This window comes from Pseudoxanthomonas suwonensis (assembly GCF_000972865.1).
Taxonomy (GTDB): Bacteria; Pseudomonadota; Gammaproteobacteria; order Xanthomonadales; family Xanthomonadaceae; genus Pseudoxanthomonas; species Pseudoxanthomonas suwonensis_B.
Map to the genome: position 1 here is coordinate 3,376,419 of NZ_CP011144.1, position 24,426 is coordinate 3,400,844.

The window sequence follows — 24,426 nt, forward strand, 5'->3', positions numbered from 1 at the left end:
CCCGAGTTTCTTGTAGGAGCTGGCTTCAGCCGGCGACACGCCACGTTGGCGCAGGCGACTTCCTCATGGTTCCGACGCCCGTGTCGCCGGCTGAAGCCAGCTCCTACAAAAAAGAGAGCATCCGGTCTTGGGACCGGCAAGCGGCACCGGTCCGCCGGCCCCGCTACAGCAGATCGCCCTCGGCCGACAGCGCGCGCTCCATGCGGTCGCCCAGGCCGCCGATCTCCAGCACCAGGCGCTCGACCTCGGCCGGGTTCAGGCCGTCGTAGGGCCGGTTCTCGCACAGCTGCAGGTAGGGCACGCCGTCCAGTTCGCCGATGGCCAGGTAGCCGACGCTGCTCTGCCAGTTGAACACCAGCGCGCGGCGCGCATCGATCCCGGTGGTCGGCGCGATCACCGTGCTGACCCGCAGCAGCGGACGCTTGTCGTCGCCGTCCAGCTCCGACAGGAAGATCGACTGGTGGCGGCTGCCGCCCTCCAGCGACAGTTCCACGCAGGCGACGTAGGGGTCCTGCATGGTCAGCCGGAAGCCGGCGGTCAGCAGGTGGCTGCGGATCTGTTCGAAATTGCGCATGGCGGTCCTCGCGATCCCCCGCGGGTATGCTAGCGGTTGATGGCTGCCACGTCTCCCAGCGACGATCCCGCCCGCCGCATCCTGGCGGCGGTGCGCGCGATCCCGCACGGCCAGGTCGCCGGCTACGGCGAGGTCGCGCGCCGCGCCGGCCTGCCGGGCCGGGCGCGGCTGGCGGCGCGGGTACTGGCCGGCAACGAGGACCCGTCGCTGCCGTGGCATCGCGTGCTGCGCGCGGACGGACGCATCGCCTTCCCCGAGGGCTCGGCCGGCTGGCGCGAGCAGTGCCGGCGCCTGCGCGCCGAGGGCGTGCGGGTGGAAGGCGGCCGGGTCAGGCGCGAGCGCGGTCCGCAGGACCTGGATGCCGCGGTCTGGGGCCCGGAGTCGTTGTAGGAGCCGGGTTCAGCCGGCGACACGAGCGTCGGAATCATGAGGGTGTCGCCTGTGCCGACGTGGCGTGTCGCCGGCTGAACCCGGCTCCTACAACAAGCCAAGGCGGGTTCGTTCGCCTCCCGTCGCGCGCGATGGTGCGTTCCTCGCGTTGACGATCGGTGTGGCCGGCAACGTCTACTCCTGCAGACGGGGGGGCGGACGCCAGGCACCTCACAGACCGCCACACGGGCGTGGCCCGTTATGATGGCCCTCCGTCCTTTCCCGAGCCGCGACGCATGCTCTCGCGACTGCCTCCCGTCACCCAGGCCCTGCTGATCGCCAACGGCGTCCTGTTCCTGCTGCAGCTGCTGCTGGGCCACCGCACCTTCGATCCGTTCATGCTGTGGCCGCTGGCCGGCTTCGACCCGTTCTCGCCGGGGCAGAACTTCCAGCTCTGGCAGCTGCTGACCTACGGCTTCCTGCACGCCGACTTCGGCCACCTGTTGTTCAACATGCTGGCGGTGTACATGTTCGGCGCACCGCTGGAACTGACCTGGGGCCCTCGCCGGTTCCTGGCCTACTACCTGATCTGCGTGGCCGGCGCCGGCCTGTGCCAGCTGGCGGTGGGCTGGTGGGTGACCAGCGCCGGCGGCCCGGCCTATCCGACCCTGGGCGCGTCGGGCGGCGTGTTCGGCCTGCTGCTGGCCTACGGCATGCTGTTCCCGAACCAGCGGGTGATGCTGCTGTTCCCGCCGATCCCGATGAAGGCGCGCACCTTCGCGATCGTGTTCGGCGCGATCTCGCTGCTGCTGGGCTTCACCGGCTGGCAGCCGGGCGTGGCCCACTTCGCCCACCTGGGCGGCATGCTGTTCGGCTGGCTGGTGATCCGCTACTGGCGCGGGCAGCCACCGTTCGGGCGGCGGCGGCCTCCTGGCGGTGGCGGTCCGTCGCACCTGCGCCGGGTGAAGTAGCCCGGACCGGGCGCAGCGCCGACGCCTGCGCCGAGATGCCGCCGCACTCTAACTGCAACGGCAACCGCAACCGCAACCGCAAAGTCAAAAGCGCCGGGCGTGCGTCGGCTTCGGTCTGAGCCGCGGCGGGCAAAGCCAAGGCCGCCAGCCTCCTGTTTTGGCGTGGCCGTGGCGACGGCCCGGACCTTCTCGCAACGGGTGAGGTTCGTGGGGCGCGGTATTGCGGTCGTCTCGGCGGCACATCCATGTGCCGACTCGCCGACGTGGCCATCCCTGGCCACTGCCGCAATACCGCCGGCCCGCCACGTCTCCGGGAGCTTCCAAGTCGTGGCTCCGTTCACAGGCGATGAGCAGCACACGGTTTTTGTAGGAGCGGGCATGACCGCGACATGGGCGTCGGAATCAGGAGGGCGTCGCCTGTGCCGACGGCGTCGGGTCGCGGTCATGCCCGCTCCTACAGAAAGCAGTGCCGTCGTGTGCTTACCCCTCCCATTCGTCGCAGGCGAAGAGGAGGGCTGGGGAGGGGCCTTTGCCGTTGCTCGTCCGATCGAAGCCACGCCCTCAAAGCTCCCGAGGCCGTCGTGCCCAGGGGGTCTGGCGCAAGCAGCGCAGGGATGTGCTGCGTTCGCGACTCGGAGGCAGGACGCCGCAGCGGAGCGATGCGCCAGACCCCCTGGGCACGACGGCCCCTCCCGGAGCCGACGCTCTTGCTCCAGTCCGCAAAGACTAAGGCGGCCTTTCCCGGAGCGGACGCTTCACTTCAGAAGCGCAAAGCCGCTGGGTCCCGGGTGACCAGACATTCGTCTGTGAAAAGCGCGCCGGGACGACGGCGAGGGAACATGCCAACGCCCTGTCCGGTCAATCGGGAGAAGGCTGCGTCCAAGGCCCGACCGAAACGACGAAGGCGCGGTACTCCGCGCCTTCGTCGTCGCCACTGGATCGGGCGCGGCCCGTGCGCGGCTCAGCGCCAGATCCGCACCTGCTCGGCCTCGGCGCGCTGCATCGGCTGGCCGGCCTTGCAGCCGTAGGCGGTGCCGAACGCCGGCAGGTTGCCCAGCGGCACGTTGCTGCGCAGCGCGCCCGGTGCGTGGATTTCCGCGCTCAGGCGCTCGGTGGCGGTGTTCTCCGACACCTGCTGCCCCCACAGCTTCGACCAGGCGCCGAAGAACGCCTGCTGGTCGGCCGGCTTGGCCGCGGGCTGGGCCTTGGCATGGGCGTCCCACGCCAGTTCCAGGCCGGCCTGGTCGGACAGCGCCACGCCGCGCACCAGGGCGCCGTTGACCTTCGCGCCCTGCAGCCCGGGGTAGGGCTGGGCCGAGTACTGCGCGGCCACGCGATCGCCCAGCGTGGTCCAGGCGGCGTTGTCGGCCGGTGTCCACCAGTTGCGCAGGTTGCCCTTGGCGTCGACCTGAGCGCCCTGGGCGTCGATCGCGCGGCTGAGCTGGGTGCCGACCAGCGAGCCGTAGCCGCCGTACACGGTGGCCGTGTCCTGGACGTCGAACACCGGCGGCTGCAGTACCGCAGCGGTGACGATCAGGCGGTTCTGGGCGATGTCGTAGGCCAGCGCCGGCTGCTGCGGCAGCACGTCCCAGCGGCGGTCCGCGTTGCCCTTGCCGATCCGCTTCATCTCCTCGCGGTGGCGCCAGGTGGAGGCGATCAGCATGTTGCCGCCGAAGCTGCCGCGGCCCATCGGCTGCACGGTGTAGTCCAGGTCGCGGCGCGGGGTGCCGATCTCGATCTTCAGCGCCCGCAGCTTGGCTTCGGCCTCGGCCTTGGCCTCGGCGCTGAGCCAGGTGTTGCGCTCGAGCGCAGCCAGCAGCGCGTCGCGCACCTCGTCGGCGACCGCCGCCGCGCGGCGGCGCTCCTCGGCTGTCAGGTGGCGGTTGGCGTACTCGTGGCCGAGCATCGGGCCGGCGGCGGTGTTGATCGCCTCCAGCACGTGCTGCCAGCGCGGCGCCGGCGCGGCGTGCCCGGCCAGCACCTGGCCGCGGAAGCCGTGGCTGGCGTCGCGGAAGCTGCGTGACAGGTACGGCGCCATCGCGTCGCCCACGCGCCAGCGCAGGTAGGCCCGCCACTGCTCCGGCTTGACCCGGCCGACCATCGCGTCCAGCTCGGCGAACAGCGCCGGGTTGGACAGCGAGACCAGGTCGTCCTTCACCCCCTGCGCGTCCAGGAACTGGCCCAGCTGCAGGTTGCGGTAGCGCTTGGTCGCCTCGGCGACCGGCAGCGGCGCGTAGTTGGTGAACGGGCTGTTGATGTCGGCCAGCGACTGCGACTTGCGTGCGATCGCCGTCTCGATGTCGAGCACCGCCTGGGCGTCGGCGTCCAGGCGCGCCTGCGGCGTGCCGGTCAGCGCCAGGATCTGCTTGACGTAGTCACGGTAGCGGCCCATCAGGGTCTGGGTGTCGGCGTCGCCGCGGGTGTAGAAGGCCGGGTCGGGCAGGCCCATGCCGCCCTGCATGAAGTAGCCGATGTGGCGGTCCAGCGCCTCCAGGTCCACGTCCGGGGCGAAGTTGAAGGCGACCGGGATGCCGACCTGGTGCAGCGCGGCGATCGCCGCCGGCACGTCCCTGGCGCGCTTGATCGCGTCGATGCGCGACAGCAGCGGGGCGATCGGCCGCGAGCCGTCGGCCTCGACCGCGGCTTCGTCCAGGCCGCTGGCCCAGAAGTCGCCGAGCCGGGTCTGCACTTCGGTCTGCGGCGAGCGCATCGCCGCGTCGAGCAGTTCGCGCTGTTGCTGCAGGGCCTGGTCGGAAAGCTGGCCCAGCGCGCTGACCGCGCCCTCGGACGGCACCGGGTTGGCCTTGAGCCAGTCGGCGTTGGCCTGGGCGTAGAAATCGGTGCACTGCGGGCTGACCGCCGGGGCGGCCCTCCTGCGCTGGGCGTCGGCGTCGGCGGCGGAGAACGCGGCGGCCAGGCCAAGGCCGAGGGCGAGGACGAGCGGGCGGGGCGTGGGCATCATCGGAATGGAGGCCTCGGGGGACAGGTCGCGGGAGTGTAGCAAGGCGGCCGGCGGCTCCCGCCCCGCCGCGCGGACGCGCGGTGGCGGAAACGTGACCGGGTCAGGGGAACCGGTGGGCCGAGTCCGGCAGCGGGGCCATCGCGGGCGTCCGGCCGGCCATCCGACCGGGACTGCCGGAGCCCATGCTGGGCACAATGGGGCCCTGACTCCAGGGAGGGCAGGCCATGCAGGTCGAATTCCACGGCGCGGCCGGCGAAGTCACCGGTTCGATGCACCTGGTCGAGGTGGCGGGCCGGCGCGTGCTGCTCGACTGCGGGATGCTGCAAGGCCGACGCGAACTGGAGGCGCGCAACTTCGCGCCATTCCCGTTCGACCCGGCCGCCCTTGATGCGCTCGTTCTCAGCCATGCGCACATCGACCACATCGGCCGGGTGCCGCGGCTGGTCGCGCAGGGCTTCCGCGGGCCGGTGTTCCTGCAGCGCGCCACCGCCGACCTGCTGCCGGTGATGCTGGAGGACGCCGCCTCGCTGGCCGAGTCGGATGCCGAGCGCGGCAACCGCCACCGCGACCCGGAACAGCCGCCGCAGCCGCCGCTGCTCACCCGCCACGACGTGGCCCGGGTGCTGCCCCTGCTGCGGCCGCTGGACTACGACGCCAGGACCGCGATCGCGCCCGGCGTGGAGATCGCGCTGCGCGACGCCGGCCACATCCTCGGCTCGAGCATCGTCGAGCTGTGGGGCGACGGCCGCAAGCTGGTGTTCTCCGGCGACCTGGGGCCGAAGGGCACGCCGATCCTGTGCGATCCGTGCGCGATCGAAGAGGCCGACCTGGTGCTGATGGAGTCCACCTACGGCGACCGCGACCACCGCGACCGGATCGCGACCGTGCACGAACTGGGCGAGGTGTTCGAGCACGCCTGGCGCGAGCGCGGCAACGTGCTGATCCCGGCGTTCGCGGTCGGCCGCAGCCAGGAACTGCTGTACTGGTTCGCCCGCTACTGGGACGAATGGAACCTGGGGCGCTGGCGGGTGTTTCTCGACAGCCCGATGGCCGGCAAGGTGGTGCGCATCTACGACCGCCACCACGAACTGTTCGACGAGCAGGCGCGCGCGGTGTGGCGGCAGCGGCCCTCGCCGTTCCGGTTGCCGAACCTGCATTTCACCGAGAGCACGCAGGAGTCGATGGCGATCAACTCGATCGACAGCGGCGCGATCGTGATCGCCGGCTCGGGCATGGCCAACGGCGGCCGCATCCTGCACCACCTGCGGCACCGGCTGGGGCGGCGCGATACCCACGTGGTGTTCGTCGGCTACCAGGCCGAGGGCACGATCGGCCGGCGCCTGGTCGAGCGCGTGCCGTGGGTTCGCATCCACGGCCACGACTACCGGGTCAACGCGCAGGTCCACACCGTCGGCGGACTGTCGGCGCACACCGACCAGCAGGGGCTGATGGAGTGGTACGGGCACTTCCGCGGGACCCCGCCGCTGGTGCTGGTGCACGGCGAGGACCGCGCGCGCGAAGCGCTGGCCGGCGAGATCGGCCAGCGCACCGGCGCGCACGTGATGCTGGCCCGGCCGGGGATGCGCTGCACGGTGTGAGGACGCGCGCCGGTCGCGGTGCTAGCGCGGTGGCTGCGCGCCGCCCGGCGCGGCGGCGAGCGGCCGCAGCTCGCCGGCGCAGTCGCAGGCCTGGCCGCTGCAGCCGTGCACGCGGCCCTGCAGCGGCAGCGACACGTCACGCTCGGCCGCCTGCTGGCGGATGTCCTCGAGGATGTGCTCGGCCGCCGCCGCCGGGGTGTCCGGCAACAGCAGCGCGAAGCGTCCGGCGCCCAGGTGCGCGGCCACGTCGCCGGGGCGGCGCGCGCGCGCGCGCATCAGCTGGGCGAGCCGGGAGACGTCGGCCCTGACCTGTTCGTGGTCGCCCGCCGGGCTGGCGCCGACTTCGACCAGCAACAGCGAATGCGGCGTGCCGGCGGCGCGCGCGGCGTACAAGGCCGCATCCAGGCGCCGGCGCGAGGCCAGGCCGGGCATCCGCTGGCGCCGGCGCAGCTGCCGGCGCAGCGCGAGCACGCCCCATCCGGCCAGCGCCGCCAGGAGCACCGCGACCGTGCCGCCCGGCGCGAACCACAGCTGCCGTCCGAGCAGCCAGCCCGACAGCGCGAGCGCGGCGGCGAATCCACCCAGCAGCGCCGCCGGCGCGTGCCAGCCGCGCCCGCCGCGGCCCAGGCCGAGCAGCACCGGAATGCCTGCCAGCAGCAGCGCCAGCAGCGCCTGCGCCGCGGCCGGCAGTGGCCGTGGCGTGGAACCCCGCAGCATCGCCACCAGGGCGCGTGCCTCGTGTTCGACCGCGAACAGCGGTGCGGTGCCGGATGGGCCGGGCAGCGGCGGCTGCGACGACGCGTCGGCCAGGCCGACCAGCACCCAGTGGCCATGCAGCCGGGAAGCGCCGAGCCGGCCGGCCAACAGGTCCACCGCGCGCAGCGTCGGCGGCGCGGTGCGGTCGTCGTAGCCGATCCGCCAGCGCTCGGCGGTCTCCCAGCGGCCGCTGCCACCCGGGTTGCCGGGTTGGGCCAGCGCCAGCGGCAGCGAGGGCCAGCGGACGCCGTCGGCCGCGACCACGTGCGGCAGGTGCTGGCGGACCCGGCCATCGCGGTCGCGCGGCAGCAGCACGTGGCCGAGCCGCGCCGCGCCGGCGAACTCGATCGGTGGCATCTGCGCATCCGGCGGACCGTCCGCGCCGGGTACCAGCGTGACGCCGAGCGCGACGCGGTTTTCCAGCAGGGTGCGCGCCAGGCGCGCGTCACCTTCGGGGTCGGTGGCTGCGCCGGACTGGAGCGGCAGGTCGAGGGCGACGCCGCGCACGCCGGCGTCGCGCAGCCGCTCCAGCAGGTCGGCGATGCGGCCGTTGGGCCATGGCCAGGGATCGGCATCGTCGACCACGAGCACGGCCACGGGCGCGGGCAGCGAAGTGCTCGGAGCCAGCCAGCGATGCAGCACGTCGTCCAGCGGACCGGCAAGGCCCAGGCCACCCAGCAGCGCGGCGAGCACCCCGGCGGCCAGCGCCAGTGCGCAGCGGCGCTTCCCGGGCATGGCGGAAGCGGCGTTCATCGCCCGTCGCGGCGCCCGTATGCCGGGTGCGGGCGCGACGCGCCCGCCGGCCGGGCGGACGTCCGGGAATCCGGGTTTGCGGCCATGCGTATCCCCATCGCTGGCCCCCTGCGCGCCCAGTATAGGCGCAGTGGTATACCTGTGCGGATGGACGATTTCCGGAATGATCGCGACGTGCTGCTGGTCGGCGGCGGCCACAACGGCCTGGTCTGCGCCGCCTACCTGGCCCGTGCCGGCCTCAAGGTCACCGTGCTCGAACGCCGCGGGGTGGTCGGCGGCGCGGCGGTGACGGAGGAGTTCCATCCCGGCTTCCGCAACTCGGTGGCCTCGTACACGGTCTCGCTGCTGCAGCCGCAGGTGATCGCCGACCTGGACCTGCACGGCCACGGCCTGCGCATCGTCCAGCGCAGGCGCAACAACTTCCTGCCCTTGTCCCCTGCCGATGGCGGGGGCGGCTACCTGCTCACCGGCGCCGGCCGCACCGCGGAGGAGGTGGCGAAGTTCTCCCGCCGCGACGCCGAGGCACTGCCGGCCTACGAAGCGCGGCTGGAGGCGATCGCCGACGTGCTGCGCGCGCTGGCCCTGCAGCCGCCGCCGAACGTTACCGACGGCGGCTGGTGGCGGGCGCTGCCGGAGTTGTTGCGCACCGCGCGCCTGGGCCGGCGCCTGCATTCGCTGGACGAGGCGCTGCGCCAGGAACTGCTGGACCTGTTCTCGATCTCCGCGGCCGAATACCTGGACCGCTGGTTCGAGAGCGATCCGATCAAGGCGCTGTTCGGCTTCGACGGCGTGGTCGGCAACTACGCCAGCCCGTACGCGCCGGGCACAGCTTACGTGCTGCTGCACCACGTGTTCGGTGAAGTGAACGGGGTCAAGGGTGCGTGGGGCCACGCGATCGGCGGCATGGGCGCGATCACCCAGGCGATGGCGCGCGCGGCCGCGGCCGCCGGTGCGGAGATCCGCACCGGGGCCGGCGTGCGCGAGGTCCTGGTCGAGCGCGGCCGCGTGGCCGGCGTGGTCACCGAGGCCGGCGAGCAACTGCGCGCGCGCGCGGTGGTGGCCAACGTCAACCCGAAGCTGCTGTACCAGCGGCTGCTGCCGGCCGCCGCGGTGACGGAGGCCACGCGCGAGCGCATGGCGAACTGGCGCTGCGGCTCGGGCACTTTCCGCATGAACGTGGCGCTGTCGCGGCTGCCGGACTTCGCTGCATTGCCGGGGGAGGGCGATCATCTGACCGCGGGCATCATCCTGGCGCCGTCGCTGGACTACATGGACCGCGCCTGGCGCGACGCGCGCGAGCATGGCTGGTCGCGCGAGCCGATCGTGGAGATGCTGATCCCGTCCACGCTCGACGATTCGCTGGCGCCGCCGGGCATGCACGTGGCCAGCCTGTTCTGCCAGCACGTGGCGCCGGAACTGCCGGGCGGGCGCAGCTGGGACGACCACCGCGAGGAGGTGGCCGACCTGATGGTCGCCACGGTCGATCGGTATGCGCCGGGTTTCGCCAGCTCGGTGCTGGGGCGGCAGGTGCTCAGTCCGCTAGACCTGGAGCGGGTGTTCGGCCTGGTCGGCGGCGACATCTTCCATGGCGCGCTGAGCCTGAACCAGTTGTTCTCGGCGCGGCCGATGCTGGGGCAGGCGGGGTATCGCGGGGCGATCCCGGGGCTGTACCTGTGCGGGTCGGGGACGCATCCAGGCGGTGGCGTGACCGGTGCGCCGGGGCATAACGCGGCGCGGGTGGTGATTGCGGATCTGCGTTGATGCGGTGGAAGTAGGGCAGGGGCTGGAAGCAGGAGCGATGGGTCCGGGAGGGGCCGTTGCCATCATCCCTGCATTGCCGTCGTCCGCGCGTAGGCGGGGGCCCAGTGACTTTCTGCTTTGAAGTGGTGCATCGCCTTCGGATGGGTCGTGTCGTCTTGGGGGCAAGAGCGCTAGCTTTGGAGGGGGCCGCCGTGCCCAGGGGGTCTGGCGCATCGCTCCGCTGCGGCGTCCTGCCTCCGAGTCGCGACCGCAGCACATCCCTGTGCTGCTTGCGCCAGACCCCCTGGGCACGACGGCCTCGGGAGCTTTGAGGGCGTGGCTTCGATTGGTGGAGCAACGGCAACCGCAAAAAGCACCCCTCTCCGGCCCTCCCCTTCGCGTGCGGTGAAAGGGAGGGGGGGTAAACCCACGACGGCACTGCCTTCTGTAGGAGCGGGCATGACCGCGACACGGGCGTCGGAATCACGAGGGCGTCGCCTGGGCCGACGGCGTCGGGTCGCGGTCATGCCCGCTCCTACAAGAGCTGTGCACTGCTTCTCGCTTGTGAACGGAGCCACGACCTGGAAGCTCCCGAAGACGTGGCGGGCCGGGAGTATTGCGGCAGCGGCCAGGGATGGCCGCGTCGGCGAGTCGGCACAGGGATGTGCCGCCGAGACGACCGCAATACTCCCGGCCCGCCGCGGCTCAGCCCGAAGCCGACCACGCCCGGTGCTGTTGCCTTTGCCCTGGCCGTTGTTCCCGCGGCTTTCCCTTGCCACCACTGAACCCTGTTGCTGCTACGTCACCGATCAACGCCGAGCGCGCCGCCGGCGAGACCGGCTCCTACAGGAGCACGGTCTTCTTGCGGTTGTCGCCGGAGTCGCGGTCGATCAGCTTGTTGTAGGGGTCGATGCCGGCCTCGTAGGGCAGTTCGTCGACCACCAGCTCCAGGGTGGTGTCGGCCTCGGTGATGCGGTGCTTACGCAGGTACAGCACCTTCTCGTCGGCCTCCTTGCCGCCCGGCGGACGTGCGAACACCCCGATGTCCACGCTGACGTCGATCGGTTCCTCGGTCTCCTTGCCCTTGCCGTCGGTGGAGACCTTCTCGGCGTGCACCTTGAGCGTCACCGCGTACTTGCCGTCGTCGCGCTTGCGCACCTCGGCCGTGGTGACCCGGTGGTTCCAGAACACGATCCGCTCGAACAGGTCGCGGATGAACGGATGGTGCTCGGCATCGGTGCGCGCGTAGAGCAGGTCGAGGAAATCACGGGTGGTCGGGTAGGGCGGGCCCTTGAAGCCCCATTCCTGCACGAATTCGGACAGGACCGCGTTCAGCCGGTCCTCGCCGATGGCGTCGCGCAGCGCGTAGAACACCACCGAACCCTTGTTGTAGTGGATGTACTGCTGGTTCTCGTTGAGCGCCAGCGGCTGCTCCTCGACCCGCTCGGTGGCACGGCTCATCAGGTAGCGGTCCAGCTCGTACTTGAGGAACCGGCGCATCTGCCGCGGCCCGTACTCCTCCTCCATCACCATCAGCGCCGAGTATTGTGCCAGCGACTCCGAAAGCATGGTCGCGCCCTGCACGTTCGCGCCGATGAGCTGGTGCGCCCACCACTGGTGCGCGGCCTCGTGCGCGGTGACGTAGAACACGTAGTCGATGTCCTCCTCGTCGCGCAGGTCGGCGATGAAGCCGATCGCCTCCGAGTACGGGATGGTGCCGGCGAAGGCCTGGGCGAACTGCTGGTAGCCCGGGAACTCCAGGATCCGGAACTGGCGGAACTGGTAGGGCGAGAAGTTGCGGCTGAAGTAGTCCAGCGACTTCTTGGTCGAGTCGATCATCCGCGGCACGTTCCAGGCGTGCGTGGGATGGTGGTAGACCTCGATCGCCACGTCGTTCCAGCGGTCGCGCGCCACCTGCCAGTCGGCCGACAGCCACGAGAAGAACGGCAGCAGCCTGGCCTCGGACTTGTAGTGGTAGTAGCGGCGGCCGTCCTGCTCCCATTCGCGCTGCAGGTAGCCCGGCGCCAGCGCGATCTGCCCGCCGCTGGTGGAGACGGTGGTCTCGAAATCGACCCAGTCGCCGGTGCTGGTCAGGTAGTTGGAACCACGCGCGGCCACGTCGCCGATCGGGTTCATCCGCGGCAGCTGCGGCAGGTCGTGCTTGCGCCGGTCGTTGCGGTCCTGCAGCTGGCGGCGCTCGTCGTAGCCGAACTGGGGCAGGGCGGCGTAGTTGTTGAAGAACGTGCCGTTGTAGACCACCGCGGTGCTGCCGCCGCCCATCGGGAAGCCGTGCGGCTGGCCGGACAGTTCGAACTCGAAGTCCATCGCCGCGCCCGGGGCCAGCGGCGTGGCCAGCCGGTAGATGGTGTAGCCGTGGACCTCGTCGGTCTTGACCACGGTGTGCGGGCCGAACTCCAGGCGCCGCACGTCCGCATCGGGATTGATGACGACGTGCAGTTCGGAGATCGGGGCGTCGGTGCGGTTCTCCAGGCGGTAGTGGCCGCGGATGTCGACGCTGCGGCGCTCCGGGAAGATGTCCACGTCGGCGCGGATCGAGGCGATGCGCGGCTGCGGCAGGTCCTTGTACTGGCGGTAGTCCTTCTCGTACTGCGCCGACCGCTCCTTGGCCAGGTCGCCGGGCACGTACTCGTTGAGCACGTTGGTGTTGTAGAAGATCCAGCCGCCGAGCCCGGCGAACACCAGCAGCGACGCCGCCAGCGTGGCCAGCGCCGGGCCGCGCAGCCGCGCGCGCGCCTGGCGCAGGCGGTCGCGCAGGGCCAGCGAGGTGCCGCGCGGCCAGAACAGCAGCGCCACCACCAGCAACGCCGCCGCGAACGCGGCCCAGTAGGCGCGCAGCAGCAGGTGCGGGCCGACGAAGTGGCCGTAGTGGTTCATGTCCGAATACGGGGTGGGCGTGGCCGAGCCGTAGCGGTACAGCAGGTGGTCCAGGTCGAGCATGCCCATGGTCGCGCGCGCGACCAGGTACACGATCATCAGCAGGTAGCCGATGAACTTGTTGCCGCTGACCGCCTGCAGGAACACCGCCAGCGCCGCCATCAGCACGAACGGCACCACCGACAGGGCGATGCCCTTGAGGTAGAGCAGCGGCTCGAGGTCGGTATAGCCGTGGGCCAGCTGCCAGCCGGTGGTGAACAGCGCCCCGGCCAGCAGCAGGACGACCGCCAGCCCGGCCAGCGCGGTCATCTTGGACGCCAGCGGGATCCAGTCGGGCAGGGCATAGGCGTCGGTCGCCTCGGCCACGCGCAGGCTGCGCTCGCGCCAGACCAGTTCGCCGGCGTAGAAGGTGACGATGATGACCAGGAACAGGGCCATGCCGCCGTCGATCGCCGAGAGCATGCGCCGGGTGACCGGGTACAGCTCGGTGCCGTACATGCTCGCGCCGAACTTGAGCACGGTGAAGATCATCAGCAGGCCCAGCACCAGCATCACCAGGAACGGGGCGCTGGTCAGCGCCCCGCGCAGGTCGAACGCGGCCAGCTGGCGGTACTGGGTCCAGCGCGCCGCCGCGCCCTGGCGCAGGGTGGTCGCCGGCAGGGCCAGCGTGGCGGTGCCGGCGGCCACGCCGGGCAGGGGCGCGGCCTCGGCCGGTGCGTCGTCAGCTTTGCGCCGGCGGCGCAGGACGATGCCCTCGCGGTCGGCGCGGAACAGGCGGAAGGCCGCCAGCAGCAGCACGATCGCCACGCCCAGCCACAGCGCGCGGTTGACCAGCAGCAGCCCGGTCAGCGCCGGCAGCTGCTGGTTGTACTGCGCGCTGGACCAGTAGCGGATGTGCTCGCCCACGGCGGTGGTGCCGGACGGGTCGAGCAGCGCGCCGATCCAGCGCGAGTCCAGGTCCTGGGTCAGGAAGCCGGAGACCGTCCACAGCACGAAGAACGCGATCACGCCGATGTAGCTGTAGAGCATCGAACGGGTCAGCGTGGCCAGCAGGAACAGCAGCGCCGACAGGAACAGCAGGTTGGGGATCACCAGCACGGCGAACGCCCAGGCGTAGGCCGACCAGGGCGTCGGTCCCAGCCGCGCCTGGTCCAGCCATGGCATCAGGCTGCCGATCCACAGGCCCAGCGCGGTGGCCAGCATGATCGCCAGGCTGGCGAAAAAGCCGCCGCCGAAGCGCCCGAGCAGGTAGTCGCGCTTGCGCAGTGGAGTTGCGAAGAACAGCTCGGCGGTGCGCTGCTCGAAGTCGCGCAGCGCGATGCCGGCGACGAAGATCGTGGTCAGCAGCACCGCCAGCACGCTGAAGCTGCCGAGCAGGACGATCACTACCGCCGGCGCGTTGCGCATGATGTTGCCGACGCCGCCGCCGAAGCTGACGTTGTCCGAGGCCATGCTGCCGAAGCCCAGAAGGGCGAACACCAGCATGACGATCCAGAACACGCCGTTGCGCAGGAGCAGGCGGCGCTCGAAGGAGAGGAGATGGCGCAGCATCGGTCAGGCCGCCTGCGCAGTGTTGGCGGCCAGCGCGACCTTGCGCAGCTCGCCGAAGTACACGTCCTCCAGGTTGGCCGGCACCGCGGCGAAACCCTCGCCCGGGTCGGCGTCGGCCAGCACGTGCACCACCGGCTGCCCGGCGACCAGGCGCGAGGACAGCACAGCGTGCCGCTGGATCACCTCGCCCAGTTCGGCCTTGTCCACCCGCTTGCGCCAGATCCGGCCCTCAAGCGAGCGGATCGCCTCGCGCGGTTCGCCGGCCAGGCGCACCTGGCCGGCGGCGATGATGGCCATGCGCGGGCACAGGTCGGTCACGTCCTCGACGATGTGGGTGGACAGGATCACCACCGTGTTCTCGCCGATCTCCGCCAGCAGGTTGAGGAAGCGGTTGCGCTCCTCCGGGTCCAGGCCGGCGGTGGGCTCGTCGACGATGATCAGTGAGGGCTGGCCGATCAGCGCCTGGGCGATGCCGAAGCGCTGGCGCATGCCGCCGGAGAAGGTGCCGAGCTTGCGCTTGCGCACGTTCCACAGGTTGACCTGGCGCAGCAGCGCCTCGACCAGCGCCTTGCGCTCGCCGCGCGCGGTCACGCCCTTGAGTACGGCGAAGTGGTCGAGCATGGCCTCGGCCGAGACCTTCGGGTACACGCCGAACTCCTGCGGCAGGTAGCCCAGCCGGCGCCGCGCCTCGGTCTTGTCCTTGAGCACGTCCAGCCCGTCGAGGTGGACGCTGCCGTTGTCGGCGTCCTGCAGGGTGGCGATGGTGCGCATCAGCGTGGACTTGCCGGCGCCGTTGGGGCCGAGCAGGCCGAACATGCCGCGCGGGATGTCGAGGGTGACGTCCTTGAGTGCCTGCACGCCGTTGGCGTAGGTCTTGGACAGCGAGCGGATCTCGAGCATGCGGCACATCCTCCGTTGATGAAGGCCCGATCCTGGGGTCTCGGGCGCGGTGGCGCTATCGGCTGGAAGTCATGGACGGGGGCGGCGGGCCCGGCGCCTGTCGGGCATGGGCCCGGGCGGGTCAGGGCGGGGCGGGGTCGCGGAACAGCCGCGCGATCTCCAGCGCCAGCGGGTAGGGCCGGGGTCCGTTGCGGTTGCTCAGCACCACCACGGTCAGCCGCTCGCCGGGCCAGCGTACGATCGCGTTGCGGAAGCCGATGCTCTCGCCGCTGTGCCAGGCGCTGTCGCCGTTCAGGCGCCAGCCGAAGCCGTAGTGCGGTACGTCCGGTTCGTCCGTCGGCGTGGCCGGCGAGAACATCCGCGCCAGCGACTCCGGCTGCAGCAGGCGGTCGTCGTACAGCGCCGCGTCCCACCGGGCCAGGTCGTCGATCGAGGAATAGATGCCGCCATCGCCCAGCACCGCGCTGGTCCGGCTCTGGTCGGTGCGGGTCCAGCGGCCGTCGGCCAGGCTGTAGCCCCAGGCGCGGTGCGCCACGGTGTCCACGCCGTCCTGGTGGGCGACGGTGTTGTCCATGCCCAGCGGCCGGAAGATGCGCTCGTGCAGGAAGCTGGCGAAGTCGCGGCCGGAGGCCTCGCCCACCACCAGCGCCAGCAGCGCGTAGCCGCTGTTGCTGTAGCGGTAGGCGCTGCCCGGCGGGAAGTAGGTGCGGTCCTGGTCTTCGAGGATGCGCAGCACGTCGGCATCGCGCAGTTGGCCCGGGAAGTCGTCCGCGACGTAGTCCTCGTAGTCGACCAGGCCGGAGGTGTGGGCGAGCAGCTGGCGCAGGGTGACCGCGTCGGCGGCGGCTGGCAGCGACGGCAGCCAGCGCTTCACCGGGTCGTCCAGCGACAGCCGGCCGTCCTCGGCCAGCAGCAGGATCGCCGCGGCGGTGAACTGCTTGGTGATGGAGGCGAGCCGGTAGTTGGTCTCCGGCCCGGCGGCGGTGCCGGCCTCCAGGTCGGCCAGCCCGTAGCCGCGCCGCAACAGCGGCCGGCCGTCGCGCAGCACCAGCACCGCCGCGCCGGGCACGTGGCCGTCGTAGTCGCGCATCAGCGCGTCGACCGCCGTCGACGGATCGGTGGGCGGCGCCGTGGCTGCCGCGGACAGCGCAGCCAGTGCGAGCAGTGGAAACAGGCCGGTCACGCGCATCCCCGGGATTGCAGCCGTCGGGAGCGAGGTTAACCCGGCTGGCCCTGGCGTGTCGCGATCCAGGCGTCGACCTTGGCTTCCAGCACGTCCAGTGGCACCGAGCCATCCTTGAGTACTTCGGCGTGGAATTCGCGCATGTCGAAGCGCGGCCCGAGCGCCGCCTGCGCCTTGCGCCGCAGTTCCATGATCTTCAGCTCGCCGATCTTGTAGGCCAGCGCCTGGCCGGGGATGGCCATGTAGCGTTCGGCCTCGGCGACCGCCTCCACCTGGCTCGTCGCCGAGTTCTTCAGCATGTAGTCGATCACCTGCTCGCGGGTCCAGCCCTTGGCGTGCAGGCCGGTATCCACCACCAGCCGGATCGCGCGCCACAGCTCGTTCTGCAGGTAGCCGAAATAGGAGTACGGGTCTTCGTACAGGCCCAGGTCGCGGCCCAGCGACTCGGCGTACAGGCCCCAGCCCTCGGTGAAGGCGGTCTCGCCGCCGAAGCGGCGGAACGCCGGCAGGCCGGTCAGTTCCTGCTGCAGGGCCAGCTGGAAGTGGTGGCCGGGAATGGCCTCGTGCAGGAACAGGTCCTCCGCGTCCCAGGTCTTGCGCGAGGGCAGGTTGTAGGTGTTGACGTAGAACACGCCCGGGCGGCTGCCGTCCTCGCTGGGCCGCATGTAGGACCCGCCCGCGGCCGACTGCGCGCGGTACGCCTCCACCGGGCGGATCTCGAAGCCGGCCTTGGGCAGCAGCGAGAACTGCTCCGGCACCTTGTTGGCCACCTTCGACTCCAGGCCGCGGTAGTAGGCCAGCAGCGCGGCCTCGTCGGCGAACTCGAAGCGCTTGTCCTCCTGCATGAAGCGGAAGAACCGCTGCATGTTGCCGCGGAACTTCACCTCCTTCATCACCTTGCGGATCTCCTCGTGGATCCGCGCCACCTCGTCCAGGCCGATCCGGTGGATCTGCTCGGGCGTCAGCTCGGTGGTGGTGCTCTGCCGCGCGTTGTACGCGTACCAGTCCGCGCCGTCGGGCAGGGCGCCCAGGCCGGCGCTGGCGCGCGTGGCCGGCAGGTAGCGGGTGGCGATGAAACCGCGCAGCCGGCGGTAGGAGGGCATCAGCCGGTACTCGATCAGCCAGCGGTAGTCGGCGGTCAGCCGTTCACGGTCGGCCTCGGAGAAGTCGGCCGGCATGTTCCGGATCGGGTTCCAGAACAGGGTCTGCTCGGCGGTCGGCTTGATCAGCGCGTCCAGCTGCGGCAGTACCTTCTCCATCAGCGGCCGCGGCTGGACCACGCCGGCGGCCATGCCCTGCTCCATGTTGGCGATGGCCTGCTCGAACAGCGCCGGCACCTGCGCGGCGCGCTTGAGCCAGTTCTCGTAGTCCTTGACCGTGCGGAACGGCTGCGCGCTGGCGCCGGAGCCGAGCATGGCCATCAGCGTGGCGGGGTTGTTGAACTGGTTGACCGGCTGCATCCAGCCGGGGAAGCGCTCGCCCTCCAGCGCGTCGCGGGCGTTGCGCACGAAGATGCGGTAGCTGAGCAGGTCCTGGCCTTCCAGGCCGTCCTCGCCGACCGCTTCCACCTTGGCCAGCCATTCGGTGGTGAAGTCGTGGGCCTGCCTGCGGAACTCGGGCGATAGGTAGTTGGGCAGCTGGTCGTTCCAGCGCGGATCGCCCTGGAACGTGGCCTGCAACGGGTTGAGCTTCAGCGACGCTTCCCAGTAGTCGGCGTACAGGTGCTGCAGTTGCTCGGCCGGGGTCTGGGCCTTCTTCGCCGGCTTTGGCTTGGCCGCCGCGGCAGCCGGCTGCTGTGCTTTCTTGCGCGCGGCCTCGACGGGCGACGGCGAAACCAGCAGCAGGGCGACGGGCAGGGCCAGCCAGCGCAGGCGGGTCAGGGACATGGGCGACTCCGGAAAAAACGAAGACCCGGAGAGTGCCGCATCCGGCCGGTCCAGGCCAGCGCGCATCGCGATGACATTCATGGTTTGCCATTGCATGCCAAGTCGGCACAGGCGACTTTCTCGTGGTTCCGACGCCCGTGTCGCCGACTGAAGTCAGCTCCTGCAAAAGGTGGCGTCGCCGTTGATTCTTGTAGGAGCTGGCTTCAGCCGGCGACACGCCACGCTGGCGCAGGCGGCTCCGGAAAATCCGGATTTTCATCTCCCGCACGCGGCGATGCGTTTCTCGCTCCCGGAGATTCATGCCGCACCATGGCGCGATCCGACGCCCGTGTCGCCGGCCGTAGCCCGGCTCCTACAACGCGGCGTGCTCGCGCAGCTGGCGGGCGCGGTCGGCGCCGAGGTAGCCGGTGATCCAGCGCCGCATCAGGTACAACAGCGGGATCAGCGCGATCGCCGCGAGCATCTTCCAGGCGTAGTTGAGCGTGCTCACCGCCAGGAACAGCGAGGTCGGCCACTTCTGCGGGCCGAGCACGAACGCGATCCAGATCACCACGAAGCTGTCCACCAGCTGCGACACCGCGGTCGAGCCGGTGGCGCGCAGCCACACCCAGCGCTCGCCGGTGGCGCGGCGGATGCGGTGGAACACCACCACGTCGATCATCTGCCCGACCAGGAACGCCACCAGCGAGCCGGCGATCGTCCACAGGCCCTGGCCGAACACCACCGCGAACGCGGCCTGGTAGTCCGGCACGCCCTGCGCCTGGGCGGCGCCGCGCCACCAGGGCGCCGGCGCCAGTTCGATCGCGGCGAAGGCGAACAGGAAGCCGTACACGATCAGCCCCGCCGCCAGCCACGAGATGAAGCGCACCCCGCGGCGGCCGAAGAACTCGTTGATGGTGTCGGTCATGATGAACACCAGCGGCCACAGCAACGTGCCGGCGGTGAAGTTCAGCGAGCCGGTCTGGCCGAACAGGTTCCACTCGAACGGATCCAGGCCCAGGGTGTCCTCCAGGGCGAAGATCTTGACCCCGATGAACTCGGCCAGGGTCGCGTTGACGCAGAAGAACGCCGCCAGGGCGATGAACAGGCGGACCGCGCGGTCGTCGAGCAGGCGCGCGGCCGGCGGGCTCACTTGCGTTCGCCCGCCCGGGTGAACGGCATGGTCTCCGGCGCCACCGCGCCGCCGGAGATGATGAAGCCCATCGCCTGGTCGACGGTCCAGTCGGTCGGCGTGAGCAGTTCGACCGGGACCACCTCGAGGTAGCCGGAGGTCGGGTTGGGCGTGGTCGGCACGTACACCGCGGCCAGTTCGCGGCCGCTGCCTTCCTCCTTCAGCACCCGGGTGACCAGGCCGATGGCCTTCATGTCGCGGTGCGGGAAGTCGATCAGGACCACGCGCTGGGTGCTGCCGGGCTTGGTCTGCAGGATGTCCAGCAGCTTGCGCACGCTGGTGTAGACCAGGTTGGCCAGCGGCACCCGGGCCATGAACGCCTCGAACCAGCCGAGCAGGCGCTGGCCGATCACCCGCCGCGCCAGCACGCCCACGCCGAGGATCACCAGCAGCGTGGCGACCATGGCGATGGTGTTCTGCACCCACAGCGCCTTGCCCCAGCCCATGTAGTTCGGGAACGAGTCCGCGATGCTTTCGGACAGCGGCACCACCCACGGTGCGCTGATGCTCGACAGCAGCACGAACACGAACTTGATCACGACCCAGGTCAGCCAGATCGGCAGCAGGGTCAGCAGGCCGGTGAGGAACAGGCGCTGCAGCGAAGCGCGCGGCGGCGCGTGGGAGGCATGGGGGGCGGGGGACATGGCGCGATTGTAGCGCCGGCCGCGGTTATGCTGGCGGCGCATCCGGGGGCAGGGACGGCGGGGGGAACATGCTGCGGTTGCTGAAGTGGCTGGCGCTGGCGCTGCTGGCGGTGGTGTTGTTCGTGGTCGCGGTCTGGCTGGTATCGCGGGCGATGGGGCCTTCCGCCGCCGAGCGCGAGGCGCTGGCGCTGATCGACGCGCCGCCCGAGAACGAAGGCCGGGACGGTTTCGCCGCGCTGTACACCGTCGCCCGCCAAGTGCCGGAAGCGGAGCAGGCCGGGGTGCTGGCCGAGGACGTCCGCCGCTTCGCCGCTACGCCGCCGGCGCCGGATGGGTCGCCGCCGCCATGGCGCAGCGCGCTGGAGGACTGGCCCGACCTGGTGGCGACGCGCGAGGACGACCCGGCCTGGTGCACGCTGCGCGAGCCAGGCTGCCTGGAGCGCGTGCGCGCCGCGCCGCAGGCCTATGCCGCCCTGCTGGAGCGCAATGCCACGCTGCTGGACCGCGCGGTGGCGCTGGCGGCCTGGGGCCATTTCCGCAACCCGTTCGCGGTGCGGTTCGACACGCCGCTGCCGGCCTACCAGCCGATGACCCGGCTGGCCACGCGCGACGCCTGGCGCTTCGCCGCCGGGGACGTCGATGCCGCGTTGGCCGGCGTCTGTTCGGGGGTGCTGCAGGGGCGCCGGATGGTCGAGGCCGGCGACAGCCTGATCGGCAGCATGATCGGCGCGACCCTGGTCCAGGGCAACGCGACCCTTCTGGCCGAGATGCTGGCCGAACTGCCTCGCGGGCATGCACTGCCGGCGCGGTGCGACGCTGCCTTCGCGCTGCCGCTCGCGCTGGAGGACGGTGTCTGCCGGACCATGCTGGCGGAAGGCCGCTTCGCCACCGGTGGGCTGCGGAGCCACGTCACCACGGCCGTCGCGGCCGAGGTGGCCGACCGGGATTGGCCCAAGTGGGGGGCGCGGCTGCTGTTCGATCCCGAACGCACGGTCGCGCGCGGCGCGCCGAAGTTCGCCTGGTACTGCGGCGCACAGGCCCGCGAACTGATCGCACGGGACCGCCCGTTGCGCGATCCGACGCCGCCGCCGTCGCGCTGGTCGCTGGCCTGCGCCTCCAACGCGGCCGGCTGCATCCTCGCCGACATCGCCGCGCCGGCCTATGCCGACTATGGCCTGCGCCTGCAGGACGCCGATGCCCGCCTGCGCACGATGGCCGCGCTGCTGTGGCTGCGCGGCCGCGACGGCGAGATCGACGAAGCGGCGCTGGCGCAGCTGCCGGCGCCGATGCGCAGCCCGGCACGGCCGCTGCGGCTGGACGCCGTCGCCGGTACGCTCGTCACCGCACTCCACGAGCGGCCGCGCGAGGGCCCGGGCGGGCACGCCGGCAACTGGTCGGTGCCACTGCCGGCCAGCCGTCTTCAGGCCGCCGGTGCCCCGCCCTGAGCCGGACGCCGGTCCGGCTTGCGCCGCACGTAGACCTGCTTGCGCACCCGGGCGACCACTTCGCCGTCCGCGTCGAGCACTTCGTTCTCGAACCAGTGCAGGTACTTGCCGCCGTCGGCGGTGGCGGCGCGGATCTCCTCCAGGATGGCGTCGTCGACCGTGAACGAGGTGACTACGGTGCCGCGCCCGGGTTTGATGAAGTCGATGGCGCCGGACTGGTCCCAGACGTAGTAGTCGCGGCCCAGCCGGTGCATCAGCAGCAGCATCCAGAACGGGTCGGCCATCGCGAACAGGCTGCCGCCGAAGTGGGTCCTTACGTAGTTGCGGTTCCACGGCCGCATCCGCAGTTCGACCCGGGCGTGGCGCCAGTCCGGGGCGATGTACGCCACGTGGATGCCGGTGAACAGGAACGGCGGCCACAGGTTCATGCCGTGGCGCAGTGTGGAGGCTTTCATGGGCGGGACGATGCGGGGGAAGGGATCGAAGTCTAGCGTACGCCCCGGTACGGACAGGGCGCGGTTCTTGTGTAGGAGCCGGGTTCAGCCGGCGACACGCCACGTCGGCACAGGCGACTCCTAATATTCCCGACGCCCGTGTCGCCGGCTGAACCCGGCTCCTACACGATCCTCGCCAGACGTGACGAGGCGTCTTCGCCCCCCAGCACCGCCCACGGGTCCCTGAGCTAGACTGTCGCCCTTTTCCGGCCGGCGACGGCCCCTGAACGGAACCGACCTTTCCGCATGAGCTGGCTCAGCAAACTGATGCCCTCCGGCATCCGCACCGACAACGCCGCCAACCGCAAGCGCAGCGTCCCCGAGGGCCTGTGGGAGAAGTGCGACCGCTGCGGCGCGGTGCTGTACCGGCCCGAGCTCGAAGAGAACCTGGAGGTCTGCCCGAAGTGCGATTTCCACATGCCGATCCGCGCCCGCGCCCGGCTGGCCTCGCTCTTCGACCCGGGCAGCACCAGCGAGATCGCCGCCACCCTGGCCCCGACCGACGTCCTGAAGTTCAAGGACCAGAAGAAGTACGCCGAGCGGATCAAGGCCACCCAGAAGTCCACCGGCGAGTATGACGCGCTGGTCGCGATGCACGGTCTGCTCAAGGGCCGGCCGCTGGTGGCCAGCTCGTTCGACTTCGCCTACATGGGCGGCTCGATGGGCTCGGTGGTGGGCGAGAAGTTCACCCTGGCCGCCGAGAAGGCGCTGGAGATCGGCGCCCCGTTCGTCAACTTCTCCGCCAGCGGCGGCGCGCGCATGCAGGAAAGCCTGTTCTCGCTGATGCAGATGGCCAAGACCTCCGCCGCGCTGGGCCGCCTGCGCGCGGCAGGGCTGCCCTACGTCTCGGTGCTGACCCACCCGACCACCGGCGGCGTGTCGGCCAGCTTCGCCATGCTCGGCGACCTGAACATCGCCGAGCCCGAGGCGCTGATCGGCTTCGCCGGCCCGCGGGTGATCGAGCAGACCGTGCGCGAGAAGCTGCCGGAGGGCTTCCAGCGCTCGGAGTTCCTGCTCGAGCACGGCGCGATCGACCAGATCTGCGACCGCCGCGAGCTGCGCGACCGCCTGGCCGAGCTGCTGGCGATGATGACCCGCCAGCCGCGGCCGGAAGACAGCGACACCCTGGACGCGGCATGAGCGGCGCCCGGCGTTATTTCGGTACCGACGGCATCCGCGGCCGGGTCGGCGAGGGCGCCATCTCGGCCGACTTCGTGCTGCGCCTGGGCAACGCCCTGGGCCGGGTGCTGGCTGCCGGGCGGCCGGGCCGGCGCACCGTGGTGATCGGCAAGGACACCCGCATCTCCGGCTACATGTTCGAGTCGGCGCTGGAGGCCGGGCTGGTCGCCGCCGGCGTGGACGTGCAGTTGCTCGGGCCGATGCCGACCCCGGCGGTGGCGTTCCTCACCCGCACCCTGGGGGCGGACGCAGGCATCGTCATCAGCGCCTCGCACAACCCGCACTACGACAACGGCATCAAGTTCTTCTCGGCGCAGGGCGAGAAGCTGGACGACGCCACCGAGCTGGCGATCGAGGCGGCGCTGGACGGCGATTTCGCCACGGTCGATTCCGAAAGGCTGGGCAAGGCGGTGCGCGCGCGTGACGCGGTCGGCCGCTACATCGAGTTCTGCAAGTCCTCGGTCCCACGCGGCTTCGACCTGCGCGGGCTCAAGGTGGTGCTGGACTGCGCCCATGGCGCGACCTACCACATCGCCCCGCTGCTGTTCCGCGAACTGGGCGCGGACGTGGTGGCGATAGGTGCCGCGCCCGACGGCCTGAACATCAACGCCGGGGTCGGCTCGATGCACATCGACAACCTCGCCGCCAAGGTCCGCGAGGCCGGCGCCGACCTGGGAATCGCCTTCGACGGCGACGGCGACCGGGTGCTTATGGCCGACGACCAGGGCAACCCGGTCGACGGCGACGGCCTGCTGTACGTGCTGGCCCGGGCCTGGCAGGCCAGTGGCCGCCTGCGCGGGCCGGTGGTCGGCACGCTGATGACCAACTACGGGCTGGAGCAGGCGCTGGCCGAGGCCGGGATCCCGTTCCAGCGGGCGAAAGTGGGTGACCGCTACGTGCACCAGGCGCTGGTCGAGGGCGATGGCGTGCTTGGCGGCGAGGCCTCCGGCCACCTGTTGTGCCTGGACCGCGCCACCACCGGCGACGCCATCGTCAGCGCGCTGCAGGTGCTGGACGTGCTGCGCCGGTCCGGCCGCAGCCTGCGCCAGGCGCTGGACGGGCTGGCGATGGTGCCGCAGAAGACGATCAACGTGCGCCTGGACGGCGCCTCGGCCAAGACAACCGTGGAGGCCGACGGCGTGCGCGGGGCGCTGCATGACGCCCAGGCCGCGGTGCAGGGCAGGGGCCGTGCTTTCCTGCGCCCGTCCGGCACCGAGCCGGTGGTGCGGGTCACGGTCGAAGCCGACGACGCCGCGCTGATGCAGGACACCCTGGACCGGCTGGCCGCCGCCGTGCGCCAGGCCGCCGCGGCCTGATCACGATCAAGAACCCTTGAGGCGCGGCGTGGTCGAATC

17 protein-coding genes are annotated in these 24,426 nt (G+C 71.2%); 7 read left to right on the plus strand and 10 right to left on the minus strand.

Features of this window, described 5'->3' with window-relative positions:
• Positions 1–163: 163 nt before the first annotated feature.
• A complete protein-coding gene (locus WQ53_RS13935; protein WP_052633314.1) occupies positions 164–574 on the minus strand; it encodes a hypothetical protein in 411 nt (136 codons plus the stop codon).
• A 39-nt stretch (positions 575–613) separates the two neighbouring features.
• Here WQ53_RS13935 and WQ53_RS13940 point away from each other — a divergent pair, with 39 nt between their 5' ends.
• Positions 614–964, plus strand: coding sequence for an MGMT family protein (locus WQ53_RS13940; RefSeq protein ID WP_052633315.1), 351 nt, complete (start codon positions 614–616; stop codon positions 962–964).
• Positions 965–1,239: 275 nt separating this feature from the next.
• A complete protein-coding gene (locus WQ53_RS13945) occupies positions 1,240–1,914 on the plus strand; it encodes a rhomboid family intramembrane serine protease (protein ID WP_052633316.1) in 675 nt (224 codons plus the stop codon).
• 961 nt (positions 1,915–2,875) lie between these two features.
• Here the strand turns inward: WQ53_RS13945 and WQ53_RS13950 are convergent.
• On the minus strand, positions 2,876–4,873 hold the full coding sequence (locus WQ53_RS13950; RefSeq protein ID WP_052634104.1) for a M13-type metalloendopeptidase: 1,998 nt from the start codon (positions 4,871–4,873) through the stop codon (positions 2,876–2,878).
• Positions 4,874–5,100: 227 nt separating this feature from the next.
• On the opposite strand from WQ53_RS13950, the gene WQ53_RS13955 reads away from it, so the two are divergent.
• Positions 5,101–6,474: an MBL fold metallo-hydrolase RNA specificity domain-containing protein gene (locus tag WQ53_RS13955; protein ID WP_052633317.1), complete on the plus strand. Its 1,374-nt coding sequence runs from the start codon at positions 5,101–5,103 to the stop codon at positions 6,472–6,474.
• Positions 6,475–6,495: 21 nt separating this feature from the next.
• Here WQ53_RS13955 and WQ53_RS13960 read toward each other — a convergent pair whose 3' ends face one another.
• Positions 6,496–7,983 carry a CHASE2 domain-containing protein gene (locus WQ53_RS13960; protein ID WP_052633318.1) on the minus strand — a complete coding sequence of 496 codons (1,488 nt, stop codon included), beginning with the start codon at positions 7,981–7,983 and terminating at the stop codon, positions 6,496–6,498.
• A gap of 147 nt (positions 7,984–8,130) precedes the next feature.
• Here WQ53_RS13960 and WQ53_RS13965 point away from each other — a divergent pair, with 147 nt between their 5' ends.
• Positions 8,131–9,744 (plus strand): phytoene desaturase family protein, encoded by a 1,614-nt coding sequence (locus WQ53_RS13965; RefSeq protein WP_052633319.1) that lies wholly within the window; start codon positions 8,131–8,133, stop codon positions 9,742–9,744.
• An 822-nt stretch (positions 9,745–10,566) separates the two neighbouring features.
• Here WQ53_RS13965 and WQ53_RS13970 read toward each other — a convergent pair.
• The 6 genes from WQ53_RS13970 to WQ53_RS13995 form a co-directional block, all read right to left on the minus strand.
• Positions 10,567–14,169 (minus strand): ABC transporter permease/M1 family aminopeptidase, encoded by a 3,603-nt coding sequence (locus tag WQ53_RS13970; protein ID WP_052633320.1) that lies wholly within the window; start codon positions 14,167–14,169, stop codon positions 10,567–10,569.
• 3 nt (positions 14,170–14,172) lie between these two features.
• On the minus strand, positions 14,173–15,069 hold the full coding sequence (locus WQ53_RS13975; protein ID WP_052633321.1) for an ABC transporter ATP-binding protein: 897 nt from the start codon (positions 15,067–15,069) through the stop codon (positions 14,173–14,175).
• A gap of 121 nt (positions 15,070–15,190) precedes the next feature.
• Positions 15,191–16,258 (minus strand): serine hydrolase domain-containing protein, encoded by a 1,068-nt coding sequence (locus WQ53_RS13980; RefSeq protein WP_052633322.1) that lies wholly within the window; start codon positions 16,256–16,258, stop codon positions 15,191–15,193.
• Between the two features lie 29 nt (positions 16,259–16,287).
• Positions 16,288–18,138: a DUF885 domain-containing protein gene (locus WQ53_RS13985; RefSeq protein WP_052633323.1), complete on the minus strand. Its 1,851-nt coding sequence runs from the start codon at positions 18,136–18,138 to the stop codon at positions 16,288–16,290.
• A 352-nt stretch (positions 18,139–18,490) separates the two neighbouring features.
• On the minus strand, positions 18,491–19,270 hold the full coding sequence (locus WQ53_RS13990) for a queuosine precursor transporter (RefSeq protein ID WP_052633324.1): 780 nt from the start codon (positions 19,268–19,270) through the stop codon (positions 18,491–18,493).
• On the minus strand, positions 19,267–19,953 hold the full coding sequence (locus WQ53_RS13995; RefSeq protein WP_052634105.1) for a DUF502 domain-containing protein: 687 nt from the start codon (positions 19,951–19,953) through the stop codon (positions 19,267–19,269). Before WQ53_RS13995 ends, WQ53_RS13990 begins: the two co-directional genes overlap by 4 nt.
• Before the next feature lie 68 nt (positions 19,954–20,021).
• On the opposite strand from WQ53_RS13995, the gene WQ53_RS14000 reads away from it, so the two are divergent.
• Entirely contained in the window at positions 20,022–21,398 is a 1,377-nt protein-coding gene (locus WQ53_RS14000) for a hypothetical protein (RefSeq protein ID WP_052633325.1), read from the plus strand.
• Here the strand turns inward: WQ53_RS14000 and WQ53_RS14005 are convergent.
• A complete protein-coding gene (locus WQ53_RS14005; RefSeq protein ID WP_052633326.1) occupies positions 21,374–21,853 on the minus strand; it encodes a DUF4442 domain-containing protein in 480 nt (159 codons plus the stop codon). The two genes, WQ53_RS14000 and WQ53_RS14005, sit on opposite strands and share 25 nt — an antisense overlap.
• Before the next feature lie 285 nt (positions 21,854–22,138).
• On the opposite strand from WQ53_RS14005, the gene accD reads away from it, so the two are divergent.
• Together accD and glmM are read left to right on the plus strand one after the other, a co-directional pair.
• On the plus strand, positions 22,139–23,032 hold the full coding sequence (accD, locus tag WQ53_RS14010; RefSeq protein WP_052633327.1) for an acetyl-CoA carboxylase, carboxyltransferase subunit beta: 894 nt from the start codon (positions 22,139–22,141) through the stop codon (positions 23,030–23,032).
• Positions 23,029–24,387 carry a phosphoglucosamine mutase gene (gene glmM / locus WQ53_RS14015; RefSeq protein ID WP_052633328.1) on the plus strand — a complete coding sequence of 453 codons (1,359 nt, stop codon included), beginning with the start codon at positions 23,029–23,031 and terminating at the stop codon, positions 24,385–24,387. The genes accD and glmM overlap by 4 nt, the downstream gene beginning before the upstream one ends.
• The last annotated feature ends 39 nt before the right edge of the window (positions 24,388–24,426 follow it).